Here is a 17,434-nt window from a genome sequence, read left to right as displayed (position 1 = left end):
GGGGTGAGAGGTTCGCACAGGGCCGGTGGCTGGCTTACAGCTTGCGAAACTCCCGCTGCAGGGTGAACTCCTTGGAGGTCACCAGCTTCTCGATCTGCTGCAATCTGGGCTCCAGCGCATCGAGCTCGCGATGGATCCGCCCCAGAGCCTGATGGGGGGTGATCCCCGCCTGCCAGCTGCGCGCCTTCATTCGTACCTCGGCAAAGGCCTCTTCCTCCTGCTCATAGAGGGTGACCGGCTTCTTGTCGAGCAGGAACCAGGCCGCCATATAGGCGGTGAAGGTGATGAAGCCGGCGAAGATGAGGCCACTGATGGCCAGCAGGCGCACGATCCAGGTCTCCACCCCGAAATAGTCGGCAAGACCGGCGCAGACCCCCGCTATCTTGCCCTGGCGGGGATCGCGATAGAGATTGCGCCCCTCACGATACGCGCTGTTCATACCTTGTTCCTCCAGCCCGGGACTTCAGCGTCCAGAATCGACTCGAGTGCCCCGACCCGCTCCTGCATCTTCTCGGCACGGGCCAGCAGCCCCTGCAGCTGTTCCCGCTCGCTGTCGGCAAGGCCGGCACCGATCCGCCCCTTGGCGCGGTAGTGCAGCACCAGCCAGATGGGGGCCACCACCACCATGAAGACCACCATGGGAACCATCAACACACCCAGCAGATCTTCCATCTGTTACTCCCCCTGTTTGCTGTCACTCTGACCGAGCTTCTGGCGCATGGCCTCCAGCTCGCGGCTGATCTGATCGTCCGCCTCCAGCTCGGCAAACTGCTGGGCGAGCGCCTGGTCGGACTGACCCAGGTCGGCGCGGGCCTCCATCTCGTCGATGCGACGCTCCATGCGCTCGAACTTGCTGACCACGGACTGGCTGCCGCCACGAGCCACCAGGCTCTGTACGTTCAACCGGCTGCTGGCGGCCTCGCTGCGAATGGCCATCGCCTTCTGGCGGGCACGGGCATCTTCCAGCTTGGCTTCCAGCTGGCGGATCTCCTCCCCCAGCTTGTCGATGCCGCTGTCCACCGCCTGCAACTCGCGCTGCAGCGCATCGGCGAGCTCGGTCTGCTTGCTCTTCTCGATGAGGGCGGCCCGAGCCAGATCCTCGCGCCCCTTGGTCAGGGCCAGCTCGGCCTTGCCCTGCCACTCGGCTACCCGCTCCTGATGGCGGCTGACCTGACGACCGATCTCTTTCTGGTTCGCGAGGAAGCGGGCCAGGTTGGAGCGCTCCTTCACCAATTCGTCTTCCATCTCCTGGATGATCAGGCGCACCATCTTCTGGGGATCTTCCGCCTTGTCGAGCAGGGAAGTCAGGTTGGAGTTGATGATGTCGGCCAGGCGGGAAAAAATGCTCATGATTGTACTCCTGTGATAGGCATCGGGTTGTTTCTCCATTGACAATGGCAACTTGTGTGCCAATCTGGAACAATTGTTAACTTGTTGATTTATATGGGCACTCTCGCGGAAATTCAAGTGCCCCGGAAAGAAGAAATGATTAAAATAACCAACTTTTGGTAAGATTAACCAGATTTTTCAACGAACAGGGGCAGGGATGACCACGGCCACGGAGAGTCTGTTGGGTGAGTCCAACGCGTTTCTAGAAATCATCGAGCAGGCCTCGCGCCTTGCGCCGCTGCGCAAGCCCGTGCTCATCATCGGCGAGCGGGGAACCGGCAAGGAGCTCATCGCCCACCGCCTACATTATCTCTCGGATCGCTGGGATCAAAGCTTTGTCACCATCAACTGCGCCACCTTGAGCGAGAGCCTGCTGGAAACCGAGCTGTTCGGCCACGAGGCGGGCTCCTTCACCGGCGCCGCCAAGCGCCATCAGGGCCGCTTCGAGCGGGCAGACGGCGGCACCCTGTTCCTCGACGAGCTGGCCACCACCAGCGCCCGGGTGCAGGAGAAACTGCTGCGGGTCATCGAATACGGTGAATTCGAGCGCGTCGGCGGTGCCAAGGCCCTCAAGGTCGACGTGCGCCTGGTGTGCGCTACCAACGAGGATCTGCCGGCGCTGGCCGACAAGGGGCAGTTTCGCCACGATCTGCTGGACCGGTTGGCGTTCGACGTCATCACCCTGCCCCCCCTGCGGGAGCGGCGCGAGGACATCCTGATGCTGGCAGAGCACTTCGCCCACGGCATGACCCGGGAGCTGGGCTACCCGCTGTTTGCCGGCTTCTCCCGCAAGGCGACCCAGCTGCTGCTGGACTACCCCTGGCCCGGCAACGTGCGGGAGCTCAAGAACGTGGTGGAGCGCAGCATCTACCGTCAGGGCAACCCCCAGTTGCCGCTGTCTGATCTGGTGATCAATCCCTTCGACTCCCCTTGGCGGCCGCGCCAGACGGCGGTCGCCACAACGCCAGTCATGCCGGAAGAGCGCTCTGTTCCTGCGGGCGGGATGACGCCCCCCCTGGCCCTGCCGCTCGATCTGAAGCAGGCAGTGGCGGAGTACGAGATTAATTTACTCAAGCAAGCGATGCAGCAATCCCAGTATAATCAGCGCAAAGCCGCCCAACTGCTGGCCTTAAGCTATCACCAGTTCCGTGGCATGCTACGCAAGTATCAGCTGCAAGATGGTGACAATGATGCAGAACAGGACCAGACGGAGATCGGTTGAGACCGGCTCCCGCGACACGCCAGCCACGACGCTGGCACCTTCGTATAAAAACATGGTTAGACAATGAGAATGCTCAAACCCTTGCTGCTCGGCCTGCTGGTGCTGGTCACCGGCTGCCAGAAGCAGTCCGAGGCCTCGAAAACCGGGCTCATTTACTGCGCCGAGGGCTCTCCCCTCTCCTTCAACCCCCATGTCTCCAATTCGGGGGTAACGCTGGACGCCAGTGCCCGTCCGCTCTATGACCGCCTGCTGGAGGTCAACCCCAATACCCTGACGCTGGAGCCGGCCCTGGCGAGCAAGTGGCAGATAAGCGAGGATGGCCTCACCTATACCCTGACCCTGCGCCAGGGCGTCACGTTTCACCAGACCCCCTGGTTTACGCCGACCCGCACCCTCAACGCCGAGGATGTGGTCTTCACCTACGAGCGCCAGCTCGATCTCCTTCATCCCTATCACCAGGTTTCCGGCGGCGACTATCCCTATTTCTACAGCCTGGGGCAGGATCAGCTGATCAAGCGGGTCTACGCGAAAGATCCGCAGACAGTGGTGTTCGAGCTCAACCAGCCCAATGCCTCCTTCCTCGCCACCCTGGCCAGCGACTATGCGGTGATCCTCTCCGCCGAATATGCCGATCAGATGCTCAAAGCCGGTACCCCGGCGCTGCTCGACAGCCGCCCCATCGGCACTGGCCCCTTCCGCTTCAAGGAGTACCGCCACAACGAGTTCATCCGCTACCTGCGCCACCCCGGCTACTGGGGCGGCGAGGCCAGGATTGAACAGCTGGTCTACGACATCACTCCCAGATCTTCCAAGCGATTGGCCAAACTGCTGACCGGCGAGTGCGACGTGATGAGCACCCCGGTTGCCAGCCAGCTGTCAGTGATCAAGCAGCACCCGGATCTCAACCTGTCGGTCCAGTCCGGGATGAACGTCGCCTTCCTGGCCCTCAATACCCGCAAGCCGCCGTTCAACGACATCAAGGTGCGCCAGGCCATCGCCAGCGCCATCAATGTCGACAATCTGCTGCAGGCGGTCTATTTCGATACCGGCTTGCCCGCCAACAGTCTGCTGCCGCCCCTCTCCTGGGGTTACAACCCGAGCCTGCCCCAGCGCAAGCAGGACCTGAAACGGGCCCGCCTACTGCTCAAACAGGCGGGTCTGGAGCAGGGTTTCGAGATGCAGGTGCTGGTGCAGCCGGACGCCCGCCCCTACAACCCGGATGCCATCAAGACCGCCCAACTGATGCGCAATGATCTTGCCAGGGTGGGGATCAGGCTCAAGATAGTGCAGCAGGCCTGGCCCGTTATCGAGCGCCGCCTCATGAAGGGGCAGTATGACAGCCTGCTGTCTGGCTGGATTGCCGACAACGCCGACCCGGACAACTTCTTTCGCCAGCTGCTGAGCTGCTCGGCGGTGGAGCGGGGCAACAACTACAGCCGCTGGTGCAACCCGGCCTTCGATCAGTTGCTTGACGATGCGGTCACCACACCCCAGCTGGCGTTTCGGCTGCGCAACTACTATTACGCCCAGACCCTGCTCAACGAGCAGTTGCCGCTCATTCCGCTGGCCCATGCCCTGCGCACCCAGATCAGCCGCAGCGATATCGAAGGGCTGCAGCTGATGCCCTTTGGTGGTACCGTCTTCAATCAGGCCTACAGGGAGTAAGCATGTTTCTCTACACCTTGCGTCGCATCAACCTGCTGCTCATCACCCTGCTGGCGCTGACCCTGGTCGCCTATCTGCTGGAGTATCGCCTCATCGGCCATGAGCTCAGTTTCTGGCGCGGCTATCCCGACTTCCTGCGCCGCATCCTGGCCGGCGATCTGGGGCTCTCCAGCGTCTCCGGGCTGCCGGTGCTGGACGAGATCCGCCACTACTTCCCCGCCACCCTGATCCTCTGCTTTGCGGCCTTTGCCATCTCGCTGCTGGTGGGGATTCCCCTTGGTACCCTGGCCGCCCTCTATCAGGGACGGGGGCTCGATCTCTCCATCATGACGGCGGGACTGATCGGCTATGCCGTCCCCGTGTTCTGGCTGGCGCTGCTGGTGGTGATGCTCTTCTCGCTGGATCTCGGCTGGCTGCCTGCTTCCGGCCAGATCAGCCTGCTTTATGACGTGCCCACCATCACCGGCATCGCCTTGGTCGATGTGCTGCTGAGCAACGAACCCTGGCGGGAGGCGGCGCTGCACGATGCCCTGCGCCACCTCATCCTCCCCTCCCTGGTGCTGGCGGTGGTGCCCACTACCGAGGTGATCCGCCATGTGCGCAGCTCCCTCATCGACGTGATGAAGCAGAACTACATCAAGGCGGCGGCGAGCCGCGGCCTCTCCCGGGCCCAGATCGTCTGGCGCCATGGTCTGAAGAATGCCCTGCCCCCGGTGCTGCCCCTGCTTGGCCTGCAGCTTGGCAGCGTGCTCACCTCCGCCATGATCACCGAGGTGGTGTTCGAGTGGCACGGCATTGGCCGCTGGCTCATCAGCAGCATCGCCCTGCAGGACTACGCCGCCATTCGCGGCGCCACCCTGGTGGTGGCCAGTTTCGTGATTTTCATCAGCGTCAGCACCGAGTTGCTGACCACCCTTATCTATCCGGCAAGGCGCAAAGAGTTGTATGCCAGACAAGATTGAATGCGCTCATGGCGTAACTCGGAGCCAGGTATCCTATGCAAGATAAATCGAACATCTATCCCGAGCTCAAGATCCTCTCCCCCATGGAGCAGACCTGGGCTGCCTATCGCCGCAATCCCCTGGCGATGGCGGGGCTCTGGTGCTTCCTGCTGCTGATCGCCATCACCCTGTTCGGGCCGCTGCTGGTACCCTACGGCATTGACGAGCAGCACCCCACCCACCTGTTGCTGGCCCCCTCCTGGTCCAACAACGGCAACATCGACTACTTCCTCGGCACCGACGATCTGGGCCGTGACATGCTCTCCCGCCTGGTGGTGGGGGCACGGCTCACCTTCGGTTATGCGCTGGTGGTGGTGGTCATCGCCCTGGTGGTTGGCTCGGCCATCGGCATCCTGGGGGGCATGAGCAAGGGGCTCAAATCGAGCGTACTGCACCACTTGCTCGATACCCTGCTCTCCATCCCCTCTCTGCTGCTGGCGATCCTGGTGGTCGCCATCCTGGGACCGGGCCTGTTCAACACCCTGATCGCCATCACGCTGGCGCTTATCCCCCCTTTCATCCGCGCCACCTACAACGCGGTGCACGCCGAGATGCAAAAAGAGTACATCACCGCAAGCCGCCTCGATGGTTCGCCCCCTTTCCGGATCATGCGCCTCGCCATCCTGCCCAATATCGTCGAAACCCTGGTGACCCAGACCACCCGTACCCTGTCGGCCGCCATCCTCGACATCTCGGCGGTGGGCTTTCTCGGCCTCGGCGCCCAGTCGCCGCAACCCGAGTGGGGCGCCATGCTCGGCGACTCGGGGGATCTCATCTACCTCGCCCCCTGGACCGTGACCCTGCCCGGCATCGCCATCCTGTTCAGCGTGCTGGTGACCAACCTGGTGGGGGAAGGCATTCGTGAGGCACTCAAGGAGGGGAATGACTGATGCATCCCCTGTTCGACAAAGCCAATATCAGCACCGGCGCCGTGGCGCGCCCAGTGCCACATCGTCATGAGGAAGGTCACTGATGCCCCTGCTCGATATTCGCAATCTCACCATCGAAATTGATACCCCACAGGGCAAGGTCAAGGCGGTGGACAAGGTGAGTCTGACCCTGGCCGAGGGGGAGATCCGCGGCCTGGTGGGAGAATCCGGCTCCGGCAAGAGTCTGGTGGCCAAGGTGATCGTCGGTATCCAGAAGGACAACTGGACGGTGCGCGCCGACCGGATGCGCTTCAACGACATGGACTTGCTGACCATGGCCCCGCGGGAGCGGCGCCGCATCATGGGCCGCGAGATCGCCATGATCTTCCAGGACCCTATCAGTTGCCTCGACCCCTCCGAAGAGATAGGCACCCAGCTTGAGGAGGCTATCCCGACCGACTCGTTCGAGGGGCAGTTCTGGCAGCGCTTCCAGTGGCGCAAGAAGAAGGCCATCGCCTTGCTCCACCGGGTCGGCGTCAAGGATCACCGCAAGGTGATGCGCGCCTACCCCCACGAATTGTCGGATGGCATGTGCCAGAAGGTGATGATCGCCATGGCCATTGCCAACCAGCCGCGCCTGCTGGTGGCCGACGAGCCCACCAGCGCCATGGAGTCCACCACTCACTCCCAGATCCTGCGGCTGCTGGACAAGATGAACAAGCTGGGCAACACCACCATCCTTATTATCAGCAACGACATCGCCGCCATCGCCAACCTGACCGACACCATCAACGTGATGTACTGCGGCCAGATGGTAGAGGTGGGCACCCGGGAGCAGATCCTGGAGACCCCCCACCACCCTTATACCGACGCCCTGCTCAAATCCATCCCGGACTTTGACAAGCTGGTGCGCCACAAGTCGCGACTCGAAACCCTGCCAGGGGTCATTCCGCCGCTGCAGCACCTGCCCATCGGCTGTCGCCTCGGCCCCCGCTGTCCCCACGCCCAGAAGCAGTGCGTACAGACCCCGCTGATGAGCAAGATCAAGGGCCATCAGTTCAGTTGCCACTTCCCGCTGAATATGGAAGAACCCAAGAAATGAGCCTGACCGTCAACCTTCCCCCGCAAGCGGCCCAGCAGGAACTCGAACCCTCCCTGTTGCAGGTCCGGGGCTTGTGCAAGACCTACCAGAACCGCACCGGCCTGTTCCGGCGCCAGGCGGTGGAAGCCATCAAGCCCCTCTCGTTTGACCTTGAAGTGGGCCAGACCCTGGCCATTGTCGGCGAGGCAGGCTCCGGCAAGAGCACCCTGGCGCGCATTCTGGCTGGCATGATTGAACCCAGCGGCGGCGAGATCGCCATCAATGGCCAGCGGATGGTGCACGGCGATTACCAAACCCGCTGCAAGCTGCTGCGGATGATCTTCCAGGACCCCAACTCCTCCCTCAACCGCAAGATCCGGGTCGGCCAGATCCTGGAGACCCCGCTGCGTCTCAACACCGAGATGACCGAGGAGGAGCGCCGCGACAAGGTGATCCAGACCCTGCGCATGGTGGGCATGCTGCCGGATCACGCCCTCTTCTACCCCCAGATGCTCTCCGCCGGTCAGCAGCAGCGAGTGGCACTGGCGCGGGCCCTCATCCTCAACCCCAAAATCGTGGTAGCGGATGAGGCGCTCTCCACCCTGGATATCTCGGTGCGCTCCCAGATCATCAACCTGCTGCTGGAGATGCAGGAGACCATGGGGCTCAGCTATGTGCTGGTGGCCAACGACCTGGGGGTGGTGAGCCACATCAGTGACGAGGTGCTGGTGATGCACGAGGGACGCGTGGTGGAGCGTGGCAAGACCCTCAAGGTATTCGCCGATCCCCAGCACGAGGTGACCCGTCGCCTCATTCAGAACTACGACAACGAATACCGTCGATAACCTTTTCCCTTGCGGATATAAAAAAAGCCCACTGCATGCAGTGGGCTTTTTGTTGATGCTTGCCGCTTAGGCTTGCAGCAGCAGACGGTTGACGCGGGAGACGAAGCTCGCCGGATCGTTCAGCCCGCCCTGCTCGGCCAGCTGGGCCTGTTCGTGCAGCAGGGTGACCCACTCGCCAAACAGCGCCTCGTCTTCGATGGTGTCGAGCTTCTTCACCAGGGCGTGGTCGGGGTTGAGCTCCAGAATGTACTTCTGCTCCGGCACCGGCTGACCGGCCGCGCGCATCAGCTTGATCATCTGGGTGCTCATGCCGTAGGCGTCGGTAACGATGCAAGAGGGGGAGTCGGTCAGACGGTGGGTGACACGCACCTCTTTCACCGCCTCGCCCAGGCTCTTCTTGACCCGCTCAACCAGGCCGGCGTTGGCCTTCTCGGCCTCCTCCTGCGCCTGCTTGGAGGCTTCGTCTTCCAGATCGCCGAGATCCAGCTCGCCACGGGTGACGGAGATGAGCTGCTTGCCGTCGAACTCGGTCAGGTGGCTCATCAGCCACTCGTCGACCCGCTCCCACATCAGCAGCACTTCGACACCCTTCTTGCGGAAGATCTCGAGGTGCGGGCTGTTCTTGGCCGCGGCATAGGAGTCTGCGGTGATGTAGTAGATCTTCTGCTGGCCTTCCTTCATGCGGCCAACGTAATCCTCGAGGGAGACGGTCTGGGCTTCGCCCTCGCCGGCGGTGCTGGCAAAGCGCAGCAGTTTGGCGATCTCTTCGCGGTTGGCGTAATCCTCGGCCGGGCCCTCTTTGAGCACATTGCCGAACTCTTTCCAGAATTTGGCGTACTTCTCGGCGTCATCCTTGGCCAGCTTGGAGAGCATGGTCAGCACCCGCTTGGAGCACGCCTTGCGCAGGGAGGCGGTCACCTTGTTGTCCTGCAGGATCTCGCGGCTCACGTTGAGCGGCAGATCGTTGGAGTCCAGCACCCCTTTGACGAAGCGCAGGTAGGTCGGCATAAATTGTTCGGCGTCGTCCATGATGAAGACGCGCTGCACGTAGAGCTTCAGGCCATGCTTCTGTTCGCGGTTGTAGAGATCGAACGGTGCACGGGCCGGCACGTAAAGCAGGCTGGTGTACTCCTGGGCCCCTTCCACCCGGTTGTGACCCCACAGCAGCGGATCTTCGAAGTCGTGGGCGACGTGCTTGTAGAACTCCTGATACTCCTCGTCCTTGATGTCTTTCGGGTTGCGGGTCCACAGAGCGGTGGCACGGTTGACCTGCTCCCACTCGCCCGGGGTGCCGACGATGGTCTCACCATCTTCTTCGCGATCCGGGGTGCCCTCTTTATACATCTCCACCGGCACGCTGATGTGGTCAGAATACTTGCCTACCACGGAGCGCAGGCGCCAGTCGTCGAGGAACTCGTCCTCTTCGGCGCGCAGGTGCAGGATGACGTCGGTACCGCGACCCTCTTTGGTCACGTCAGCCACGGTAAAGGAGCCTTCCCCTTCCGATTCCCACTGTACGCCCTGGCTCGGCTCGGTGCCGGCGGCACGGGAGACCACGGTCACCTTGTCGGCGACAATGAAGGCGGAGTAGAAGCCCACCCCGAACTGACCGATCAGCTGGGAGTCCTTGCCCTGATCACCGGAGAGGTTTTTGAAAAATTCGGCGGTGCCGGATTTCGCGATGGTACCCAGGTGCTCGATCACCTGATCCCGGGTCATGCCGATCCCGTTATCGGAGATGGTCAGGGTACGCTTCTCTTTGTCCACCACCAGGCGCACACGCAACTGGCCGTCGTTTTCGAACAAAGAGGCATCGGAGAGCGCCTTGAAGCGCAGCTTGTCCGCCGCATCGGAGGCGTTGGAAATAAGCTCGCGCAGGAATACTTCTTTGTTGGAGTAGAGGCTGTGGGCCATCAGGCTCAACAGTTGTTTGACTTCAGTTTGAAAGCCGTGGGTTTCGGCATGAACACTTTGGGTCATGGACCAATCCTCAGAAACATCGGGTTGAACATACGCCCAACCTAGATGGGGACGGCCGATCAAATATCAAGGGGCGAGTGTGCAATCTGCCTCACTCGCCCCTCTTTTTCTGTTCGACTGCCGATTTTTCGGCCAATGCGTGTCGCCATCAACAGGCGGCCAGCGGGCTTAAGTCAGGCGCTGGCGCCCCATCAGGGAGTGGGAGAGCGTGGTGCCATCCACCAACTCCAGTTCGCCCCCCACCGGCACCCCGTGGGCGATGCGGCTCACCTCGACACCGGCCGCACGAGCCATGTCGGCGATATACCAGGCGGTGGCATCCCCTTCGATGGTGGGGTTGGTGGCGAGGATAAGCTCGCTGATGGCCTCGTCTTTCAACCGTCGCTCCAGGATCTCCAGCCCTAGTTCCTCGGGGCCAATGCCGTCCAGTGGCGAGAGGTGGCCCATCAGCACGAAGTAGCGACCGGAAAACTGGCCGGTCTGCTCAATGGCCGCCACGTCCGCCGGGCTCTCTACCACGCACAGTAGACCATTCTCTTCGCGCTTGGGATTGGCGCAAATATCGCAGCGATCATTTTCAGTAAAGGTGCGGCAGTGGCTGCAGTGCCCGATCTCGGTCAACGCCCGACTGAGCAGCTGGGCCAGTCGCAAGCCACCGCTGCGTTCACGCTCAAGCAGAGTGAACGCCATGCGCTGGGCGGACTTGGGGCCCACCCCGGGGAGCACCTGCAGGGCTTTCATCATCTCATCGAGCAGGGGACTGAATTTCATGGGCTAAGTATCCTTTGAGGCTGTATCGGCTGAAGATGCTGTGCTCTGCTCCCGAGGGAGCCTGACTACCCCGGCCGAACCAATCTTGTTGGCGCAGGACTATACCCGAGCCGGCTCCGAGCGCCAATGACCTTCTGGCCTCCATTGCCCTGGCCGTAGTCTCTCCTTGCGCAGCACTCAGCCCTCACACTCTGCGCCAACTCTCTGCGCAACGCCCCGAACCGGAGCGCGGGGGCCGGCTCGTCAGCACGCGATGCTCGCAGCTCTCGTCAGTCAGCAGCCGATATTCGGTATTTGCTATTCGCACTCTAATTCCGGGTCGTAGAGCGGTCGATTACGCACGTTGTCACGCCATAGACCGACAGCGCCATCAGGCTGGCTGGGATAAACCCGATACGCTGGATAGAAATCGCTGTCAATGTCATTAAACATGACACAAACCACCAAGCGAATAATTTACGCGGAGTTTAAAACCACAAAACCCATAAAGATCGATTTAATATATCACTTTATTTACCACCAACAGACCAACTGATAACATAAATAAAACACAAGCAGTCAGATACACCAGAAATGACATTCATAACTGTCTGAACTGGCAAAAGAGACTGAGGAAATAAAGGCTCGCAGGCCGACCTGGATAACAGTCCCCTTTATCACAGCAGGCGCCGATCAGTATTCAAATTGCTATCGGCTGCCAATAAGGACGTTATCCCGACACCAAGATTCACGCAGGACATCCCCTGGATGTGGGATGCCAAATGACCTTGCCCCTTGATAGAGGGCAACCCTTTTTCTCTATTTCACGGAAGAAATGGCACATCATGAACACTGTTACCGCCAGCATCGATCTGGATGCCTTGCAACACAACTTTGCCGTGGTACGGCGCCATGCCCCCCACAGCAAGATCATCGCGGTCCTCAAGGCCAATGCCTATGGCCATGGCCTGCTGCCGGTCGCCCATGCCCTCGCCCGGGCCGATGCCTATGCGGTGGCCAGGGTCGAGGAGGCGCTGGTACTGCGCGCCAACGGTATCACCAAGCCCATCCTGGTGCTGGGGGGATTCTTCTCGGCAGAGGCACTTCCCCTGCTGGCGGCTCACGATCTGCAAACCACCATCCACACCCGCGAGCAGCTGGCGCTGCTCGAGCAGGCCCGCCTGCCCGCTCCCATCAAGGTCTGGCTCAAGCTCGATACCGGGATGAACCGGCTGGGGCTGCGCGCCGAAGAGCTGCCCGCCTTTATCGAGCGGCTCACCCGTTGCAAGAATGTAGTACAGCCTTTCAATCTCATGACCCACTTCAGCCAGTCCGATGAGCAGGATGGGCCGGCCACCCGGTTGCAGATAGCGGAGTTCAACCGCCTCACCGCCCATCTGCCGGGCGAGCGAGCCATGGCCAACTCGGCAGGGATCCTGGCCTGGCCGGATTCACGCAGTGACTGGATCCGACCCGGGATCATGCTCTATGGCGCCTCTCCGTTTGGTGGGCAACTGGCCAGCGAGCACGATCTGCGCCCGGTGATGACCCTCAAGAGTCAGCTTATCGCCACCCGGGCATGCAAGCAGGGAGAAAACGTCGGCTATGGCGGCCATTGGATGGCCCATCATGACACTACCCTCGGCGTGATTGCGGTTGGCTACGGGGACGGTTATCCGCGCATGGCGCCCGAGGGCACCCCTGTGCTGGTCAATGGTCGTCGGGTGCCCATTGTCGGTCGTGTCTCCATGGACATGATCACGGTCGATCTTGGCCCCGGGGCCCACGACAAGAGTGGTGACGAGGTAACCTTGTGGGGGGAAGGGCTGCCGGTGGAACAGGTGGCCGAGAAGATAGGCACTATCCCCTACGAGCTGCTGACCCGGCTCACCGCACGGGTCTTTATCAAGCTCAGCCGCGCCGGTGAACAGGCCCCTTCACTGGTCGAGGCCCGACGGGTTGCCTGATGACGTGCACTCACCGGCACCTGTCCGTTTTCCCGCCAGGATTTGCGCAGTACGAGAAACGCCAGAAAGCAAAAAGCCCGACCATCAGGTCGGGCTTTGCAATTTGGCGGTGAGGGAGGGATTCGAACCCTCGATACGTTGCCGTATACACACTTTCCAGGCGTGCTCCTTCAGCCACTCGGACACCTCACCAAATTTTGGTCTGTTGTTTAACGTGTTCAGCCAACACCTTGTTCGCTGCGCCGTTGCGCTGGAACGGGGCGTAATTTAGGGGAAAGCCCTGCCCGCGTCAACGGCTTTTTTTGCAAAACGAATCGTTCGCGGAATTAATGAACAGATTCCGGTGCAACCTGGATTTCCGGCAGGTTGAGGAAGCCGGAACGCTCGCATTCGGATACCAGTTCATGGGTCGCCGCGATCGTGCTCTGCACGAACAAGAGGAACTGCTCGACGCTGAGCCCCGCCTTGGTGAAGACTGTGTGACCGACCACCAGCCGTGGCAGGTTGTCGTCGATGATATCGAGAAACACCTTGAGCGAGGGGTACTGCATGTTGAGACGCCCCAGTTCAGCCACCAGCGGCAGCAGTGCCGAAGGACGAACTTCCAGTTCGGATGAAAACAGCAGCCCTTCCTCTTCGACAAAGATCCGGCTCTCCTGAATACCGTCGACGGACTGCAGGGAGACAATATGGATGCCATGGCACTGGTCACACACATAGTGCTCGATACGAGCCTGCTGCAACCAACGCATTATCATTTCAGAGCTGGGGATATTCATTATTTCCACGACAAGATTGGGATCGAGGGGCGCAGTCTAAACCAATTTGCCAGCAACCAAAAGCGCACCTGCCCAATCGGCGCGGGGCCGGCTTCTTTTTGGCAAGTGCTATGCATATACTCAGCCCAATCCACGGCCACGCTTGCCCCACAGGGGGCCCTATGACCATCCAAGAAAAATATCGCCTGCATCTGAAATCCCTGTCGGACGAACTGCTCGCCCTGCAAAAGCCCATCCGCATTCTGGATGCCATCAAGTGGCCACGGCAGATGCAGGAGCGCTTTCTGGCCAGTGGCGGCCGGCAGCTTCCTGCTATCGACAGGCACTTCTACGAGGGGCTTCCCCTCGGCTTTGATCCTCGCAACAAGTATCTGGAGCTCAAAGAGCTCAGGGACCGGATCCGCAGAAAGCTGGGGCCCCAGGACGATCTCGGGCGAATTTTGCAGGAGACGGTCGATCAATACATGGTGGTGATCGAGATGTTGCGCCAGCGCGGGCAACCGGACTTTCTGCGCTACAGCCAGCTGCTCTATGGCTCGGCCAGCGATCACCTGCGCGGGGATCGCAAGACCCTGCGCGAGCTGGGGGAGCGATTGTGCGACATATTCTCCCTGCCCGGCGCCCGCCATCTGGTGCGCCCCTACCCCAAGGAGTTTGAGGGAGAGATAGCGGTTGCCAGGCTGCAGGACAAGCTCTCCGGTTATTTCAGCGACGGCACCGTACAGGTCAAACTAAGCGATGGCATCGTCTCGGACGCCGCCGCTGGCGGGGATTACATCAAGCTCAACTCCCATGCCCGTTTCTCGGAGCTCGATCTGCAGGTACTGGAGGTCCACGAGGGCTGGGTGCACGTCGGTACCACCCTCAACGGCCGTCAGCAACCCTATGCCACCTGGCTGAGCGCCGGCTCCCCCCGCATCACCGCCTGCCAGGAGGGGTTGGCCGTGCTTATCGAGACCCTCACCTTCAGCTCCTTCCCGGATCGGGCCAAGCGCATCTCGGATCGGGTGATGGCCATCGACATGGCCGAGCGGGGAGCCAACTTCCTCGAGGTGTTCCAGCATTTCGTACAACGGGGGGCCAGCGAGCACGACGCCTACAAGATCACCCAGCGGGTCTTTCGCGGCGGCATGGTCGAAGGGGGCGCCTGCTTTACCAAGGATCTCTCCTACGTGCGCGGTTATGTGGAGACGGTCAACTTCATCCGCAGCGCCGTGCTGGAAGGGGTCCCCGAGATCCTGCCCATGCTGTTTGTCGGCAAGGTGACCCTGGATGATATCCCCGTGCTCTACCAGCACTACCTGGAGGGGTTGATCGCCGCCCCCCGCTACCTGCCCCCCATGTTTCGCGATCTCACCGGCCTCTACGTCTGGTTCGGCTTCGCCTCCGGTATGTCGCTGGTGGATATCGGCCGGGTACAGCATCATTTTCGCCAGCTGTTCCACCGCCTGCCGGTGGCCGATCCCATCATAGCGCCGGTGGATATCGAGATTGACTAAGCTCCGGGCAAACAAAAGGGCGCCGACATGGCGCCCTGTTTGTTGTCAAAGGATCCGCAAAGCGGGGTTACTTGAATGCCCGCCCTTCCAGATAGTGCTTGCGGCACAGTGACACATAGCGATCGTTGCCGCCAATCTCCACCTGCTCACCATCGCGCATCACCTGCCCAGCCTCACTCACTCGCGAGTTCATGTGGGCCTTGTTGCCGCACCAGCAGATGCTTTTGAGCTCTTCAAACTTGTCCGCCAGGCAGAGCAAATGGTAGGAGCCAGGGAAGAGCTCGCCGCGAAAATCGGTCTTGAGGCCGTAGGCGATGACCGGAATATCCTGCTCATCGACGATGCGCGCCAGCTGATAAACTTGCTCCTTGGTCAGGAACTGGGCCTCGTCGACGATGAAGACGTCGATCCGTTTCTCGGCATGGCGCGCCTTGACCATCTCGAACAGATCGCAGGTGTCGCTGAACACCTCCACTTTCAATTCGAGCCCTACCCGGGCGCTGATCACGCCCACCCCGAATCGATCGTCGATCGCCGGAGTCATGGCCAGAGGATGCATGCCCCGCTCCAGATAGTTGAAATGCGCCTGGATGAGCTGGGTCGATTTGCCTGAATTCATGGTGGCAAATTTGTAGTGCAATGAAGCCATGTTACTGTTCCGAAACTGAATTGATGGGGCGCATGCTAACCAAAGCCCCAGACAAAACCAAGGGGCCCGCAGGCCCCTTGCACTATTGACGTTACGCGGTGGCAAGCACCGGCCGCGCTTTCGCCTTTCTCAGGTGATAGCTGGTAAAGAGTGCAAACCAGAGAGCACTGATGCTGAAACCGGCCAGAGCGGAGTGCATGAACCCCATGGCCAGGTAACCCAATGCCGCACCAAACGCGATGGAGAGGGCATAGGGCAGCTGGGTCATCACGTGATCGATGTGATGGCAACCGGCGCCGGTTGCAGAGAGGATACTGGTGCTGGAGATGGGCGAGCTGTGATCGCCGAATACAGAACCGGCCAGTACCGCCGCCAGCATCGGCAGCATCAGCGCCGCATCGCTGGCCGCGGCCATGTCGCCGGCCAGCGGCAGCATGATGCCAAAGGTGCCCCAGCTGGTACCGGTGGCAAACGCCATGGCGCAGGAGAGCACGAACACCACGGCAGGCAGCACTTCGACAGGCAGGTTGCCGTTGGCCAGGGAAGCCAGGTACTTGCCGGTCTCCACGTCGCGCACCACGGCGCCGATAGTCCAGGCAAACAGCAGGATGTTGATCGCGGGCAACATGGCCATTACCCCTTGCGGCGCGGCCTTGATCCAGTTCTTGGCACCGAGCTTGAGGCGCATGGCCAGACCGATGGAGACCACCAGGCTGCACAGGGCACCATACACCAGGGAGGAACCCACGTTGGTGTTCTCGAACGAACCGAGCACGCTAAACGGCAACCCTTGCTCGCTCAACACGGCGGCACCTGAGTCAATCATGAAGTAGATGGTGGCGGCGGTCAGGGTCAGGATCGGCAGCACCATGTCGATCATGCCGCCGTTGCTCTCTTCCGGGCTCTCCATGTCCAGACCGATGGGGCGCCCCTTGGACTCATCCCACAGCTTGCCTTCCAGCGCCCACTCTTCATGCTGGCGCATCGGGCCGATATCGAGCTGGAATGCGATCACCACCAGCACCATCACCAGGGTGAAGACGGCATAGAGGTTCATCGGGATCATCTCGACAAACGCGGCGATGGGGCTCTGCTCGGTCAGACCATGGGCTGCCATAATGCCACCCACCAGGGCGATGATGTAGGCCCCCCAGGAGGAGATGGGCATCAGCACGCACACCGGCGCCGCGGTGGAGTCGAGCAGATAGGCCAGCTTGGCACGGGAGATCTGGAAACGGTCGGTCACCGGACGGCAGATGGCCCCCACAGACAGACTGTGGAAAAAGTCATCGATAAAGAAGGCAAAGACCATCATGCCGGTAAGCGCCTTGGCCCCCTTGCGAGTCTTGGCACGACGTTCGGCCCACTCGGCAAAGGCCCGGGTCGCGCCAGAGACGCTCATCAGGCTGATGAGGCCACCCAGCAGCAGCATGAACAACAGCATGTTGATGTTGTCGCTATTGAGGGCACCATCAACCCAGAAAATCTTGAGCACTGTGTTCAGCAGGTAGTGCAGGGAATCGAGCGGTGAAAACTGGTTGAGCAGCAGGCTGCCGGCCAGGATACCGACCCCGAGCGACAGCAGGACGCGGCGGGTCAGGATCGCCAGGGCGACAGCCAATAAGGGGGGAACGACAGACCAACCGGAGTCGGCGAAATGACTAATGTCCATGATCTCTTTGCACCTAAAGATACAGGTGGAGATCTACCGAGAGGATCTAAAGAAACAAAACCCATG

General features: G+C 61.0%; 16 protein-coding genes and 1 tRNA gene. 8 read left to right on the top strand and 9 right to left on the bottom strand.

Going from position 1 to position 17,434, the window contains the following annotated elements; translation table 11 throughout:
- Positions 1 to 34 precede the first annotated feature (34 nt).
- From pspC to pspA, 3 genes are read right to left on the bottom strand one after another with little or no spacing between them, the layout of a single operon-like run.
- On the bottom strand, positions 35 to 439 hold the full coding sequence (gene pspC / locus I6L37_RS14020) for an envelope stress response membrane protein PspC (RefSeq protein ID WP_216992158.1): 405 nt from the start codon (positions 437 to 439) through the stop codon (positions 35 to 37).
- A complete protein-coding gene (gene pspB, locus I6L37_RS14015) occupies positions 436 to 672 on the bottom strand; it encodes an envelope stress response membrane protein PspB (RefSeq protein WP_025326779.1) in 237 nt (78 codons plus the stop codon). Before pspB ends, pspC begins: the two co-directional genes overlap by 4 nt.
- 3 nt (positions 673 to 675) lie before the next feature.
- Positions 676 to 1,350, bottom strand: coding sequence for a phage shock protein PspA (gene pspA / locus I6L37_RS14010; RefSeq protein ID WP_216992157.1), 675 nt, complete (start codon positions 1,348 to 1,350; stop codon positions 676 to 678).
- Between the two features lie 196 nt (positions 1,351 to 1,546).
- Here pspA and pspF point away from each other — a divergent pair, with 196 nt between their 5' ends.
- The 6 genes from pspF (at position 1,547) to I6L37_RS13980 (ending at position 8,072) form a co-directional block, all read left to right on the top strand.
- A complete protein-coding gene (pspF, locus tag I6L37_RS14005) occupies positions 1,547 to 2,611 on the top strand; it encodes a phage shock protein operon transcriptional activator (protein WP_216992156.1) in 1,065 nt (354 codons plus the stop codon).
- Positions 2,612 to 2,680: 69 nt separating this feature from the next.
- Entirely contained in the window at positions 2,681 to 4,276 is a 1,596-nt protein-coding gene (gene sapA / locus I6L37_RS14000; protein ID WP_216994173.1) for an ABC transporter substrate-binding protein SapA, read from the top strand.
- 2 nt (positions 4,277 to 4,278) lie between these two features.
- Positions 4,279 to 5,238 carry an ABC transporter permease subunit gene (locus tag I6L37_RS13995; RefSeq protein WP_026456296.1) on the top strand — a complete coding sequence of 320 codons (960 nt, stop codon included), beginning with the start codon at positions 4,279 to 4,281 and terminating at the stop codon, positions 5,236 to 5,238.
- 35 nt (positions 5,239 to 5,273) lie between these two features.
- Positions 5,274 to 6,167: an ABC transporter permease subunit gene (locus I6L37_RS13990; RefSeq protein ID WP_042029244.1), complete on the top strand. Its 894-nt coding sequence runs from the start codon at positions 5,274 to 5,276 to the stop codon at positions 6,165 to 6,167.
- 82 nt (positions 6,168 to 6,249) lie between these two features.
- Positions 6,250 to 7,248, top strand: a complete 999-nt coding sequence (locus I6L37_RS13985) for an oligopeptide/dipeptide ABC transporter ATP-binding protein (protein ID WP_042029245.1) — start codon at positions 6,250 to 6,252, stop codon at positions 7,246 to 7,248.
- On the top strand, positions 7,245 to 8,072 hold the full coding sequence (locus tag I6L37_RS13980; RefSeq protein WP_061475377.1) for an ABC transporter ATP-binding protein: 828 nt from the start codon (positions 7,245 to 7,247) through the stop codon (positions 8,070 to 8,072). The genes I6L37_RS13985 and I6L37_RS13980 overlap by 4 nt, the downstream gene beginning before the upstream one ends.
- A gap of 66 nt (positions 8,073 to 8,138) precedes the next feature.
- On the opposite strand, the gene htpG is transcribed toward I6L37_RS13980, so the two are convergent.
- Together htpG and recR are read right to left on the bottom strand one after the other, a co-directional pair.
- The gene (gene htpG, locus I6L37_RS13975; RefSeq protein ID WP_061475379.1) at positions 8,139 to 10,052 is read right to left on the bottom strand and encodes a molecular chaperone HtpG; all 1,914 of its coding nucleotides are present in this window, start codon (positions 10,050 to 10,052) and stop codon (positions 8,139 to 8,141) included.
- A gap of 168 nt (positions 10,053 to 10,220) precedes the next feature.
- Positions 10,221 to 10,823 carry a recombination mediator RecR gene (gene recR / locus I6L37_RS13970; RefSeq protein WP_061475381.1) on the bottom strand — a complete coding sequence of 201 codons (603 nt, stop codon included), beginning with the start codon at positions 10,821 to 10,823 and terminating at the stop codon, positions 10,221 to 10,223.
- An 824-nt stretch (positions 10,824 to 11,647) separates the two neighbouring features.
- Here recR and alr point away from each other — a divergent pair.
- Positions 11,648 to 12,769 carry an alanine racemase gene (alr, locus tag I6L37_RS13965; RefSeq protein WP_061475383.1) on the top strand — a complete coding sequence of 374 codons (1,122 nt, stop codon included), beginning with the start codon at positions 11,648 to 11,650 and terminating at the stop codon, positions 12,767 to 12,769.
- A 104-nt stretch (positions 12,770 to 12,873) separates the two neighbouring features.
- Here the strand turns inward: alr and I6L37_RS13960 are convergent.
- Together I6L37_RS13960 and I6L37_RS13955 are read right to left on the bottom strand one after the other, a co-directional pair.
- A tRNA-Ser gene (locus I6L37_RS13960) sits at positions 12,874 to 12,961 on the bottom strand.
- A gap of 134 nt (positions 12,962 to 13,095) precedes the next feature.
- Complete coding sequence (locus tag I6L37_RS13955) at positions 13,096 to 13,521, bottom strand: YbjN domain-containing protein (protein WP_042029255.1); 426 nt, start codon at positions 13,519 to 13,521, stop codon at positions 13,096 to 13,098.
- Positions 13,522 to 13,709: 188 nt separating this feature from the next.
- On the opposite strand from I6L37_RS13955, the gene I6L37_RS13950 reads away from it, so the two are divergent.
- Positions 13,710 to 15,047 (top strand): flavohemoglobin expression-modulating QEGLA motif protein, encoded by a 1,338-nt coding sequence (locus tag I6L37_RS13950; protein ID WP_216992155.1) that lies wholly within the window; start codon positions 13,710 to 13,712, stop codon positions 15,045 to 15,047.
- A 67-nt stretch (positions 15,048 to 15,114) separates the two neighbouring features.
- Here I6L37_RS13950 and I6L37_RS13945 read toward each other — a convergent pair whose 3' ends face one another.
- Both I6L37_RS13945 and I6L37_RS13940 read right to left on the bottom strand, forming a co-directional pair.
- Positions 15,115 to 15,696 (bottom strand): thymidine kinase, encoded by a 582-nt coding sequence (locus tag I6L37_RS13945; RefSeq protein WP_042069658.1) that lies wholly within the window; start codon positions 15,694 to 15,696, stop codon positions 15,115 to 15,117.
- 91 nt (positions 15,697 to 15,787) lie between these two features.
- On the bottom strand, positions 15,788 to 17,368 hold the full coding sequence (locus I6L37_RS13940; RefSeq protein WP_042029257.1) for a Na+/H+ antiporter NhaC family protein: 1,581 nt from the start codon (positions 17,366 to 17,368) through the stop codon (positions 15,788 to 15,790).
- Positions 17,369 to 17,434: the final 66 nt, after the last annotated feature.

It is taken from the genome of Aeromonas sp. FDAARGOS 1407, assembly GCF_019048725.1.
Lineage (GTDB): Bacteria > Pseudomonadota > Gammaproteobacteria > Enterobacterales > Aeromonadaceae > Aeromonas > Aeromonas enteropelogenes.
Note: the sequence above shows the minus strand (reverse complement) of the source record. Positions and strands in the feature narration are given on the sequence as shown.

Coding starts and splice junctions, on each gene's coding strand:
- htpG (WP_061475379.1), bottom strand. CDS start 10,052: ATGACCCAAAGTGTTCATGCCGAAACCCACGGCTTTCAAACTGAAGTC.
- I6L37_RS13950 (WP_216992155.1), top strand. CDS start 13,710: ATGACCATCCAAGAAAAATATCGCCTGCATCTGAAATCCCTGTCGGAC.
- alr (WP_061475383.1), top strand. CDS start 11,648: ATGAACACTGTTACCGCCAGCATCGATCTGGATGCCTTGCAACACAAC.
- I6L37_RS13995 (WP_026456296.1), top strand. CDS start 4,279: ATGTTTCTCTACACCTTGCGTCGCATCAACCTGCTGCTCATCACCCTG.
- recR (WP_061475381.1), bottom strand. CDS start 10,823: ATGAAATTCAGTCCCCTGCTCGATGAGATGATGAAAGCCCTGCAGGTG.
- pspF (WP_216992156.1), top strand. CDS start 1,547: ATGACCACGGCCACGGAGAGTCTGTTGGGTGAGTCCAACGCGTTTCTA.
- I6L37_RS13945 (WP_042069658.1), bottom strand. CDS start 15,696: ATGGCTTCATTGCACTACAAATTTGCCACCATGAATTCAGGCAAATCG.
- I6L37_RS13990 (WP_042029244.1), top strand. CDS start 5,274: ATGCAAGATAAATCGAACATCTATCCCGAGCTCAAGATCCTCTCCCCC.
- I6L37_RS13980 (WP_061475377.1), top strand. CDS start 7,245: ATGAGCCTGACCGTCAACCTTCCCCCGCAAGCGGCCCAGCAGGAACTC.
- I6L37_RS13955 (WP_042029255.1), bottom strand. CDS start 13,521: ATGCGTTGGTTGCAGCAGGCTCGTATCGAGCACTATGTGTGTGACCAG.
- pspB (WP_025326779.1), bottom strand. CDS start 672: ATGGAAGATCTGCTGGGTGTGTTGATGGTTCCCATGGTGGTCTTCATG.
- I6L37_RS13985 (WP_042029245.1), top strand. CDS start 6,250: ATGCCCCTGCTCGATATTCGCAATCTCACCATCGAAATTGATACCCCA.
- sapA (WP_216994173.1), top strand. CDS start 2,681: ATGCTCAAACCCTTGCTGCTCGGCCTGCTGGTGCTGGTCACCGGCTGC.
- I6L37_RS13940 (WP_042029257.1), bottom strand. CDS start 17,368: ATGGACATTAGTCATTTCGCCGACTCCGGTTGGTCTGTCGTTCCCCCC.
- pspA (WP_216992157.1), bottom strand. CDS start 1,350: ATGAGCATTTTTTCCCGCCTGGCCGACATCATCAACTCCAACCTGACT.
- pspC (WP_216992158.1), bottom strand. CDS start 439: ATGAACAGCGCGTATCGTGAGGGGCGCAATCTCTATCGCGATCCCCGC.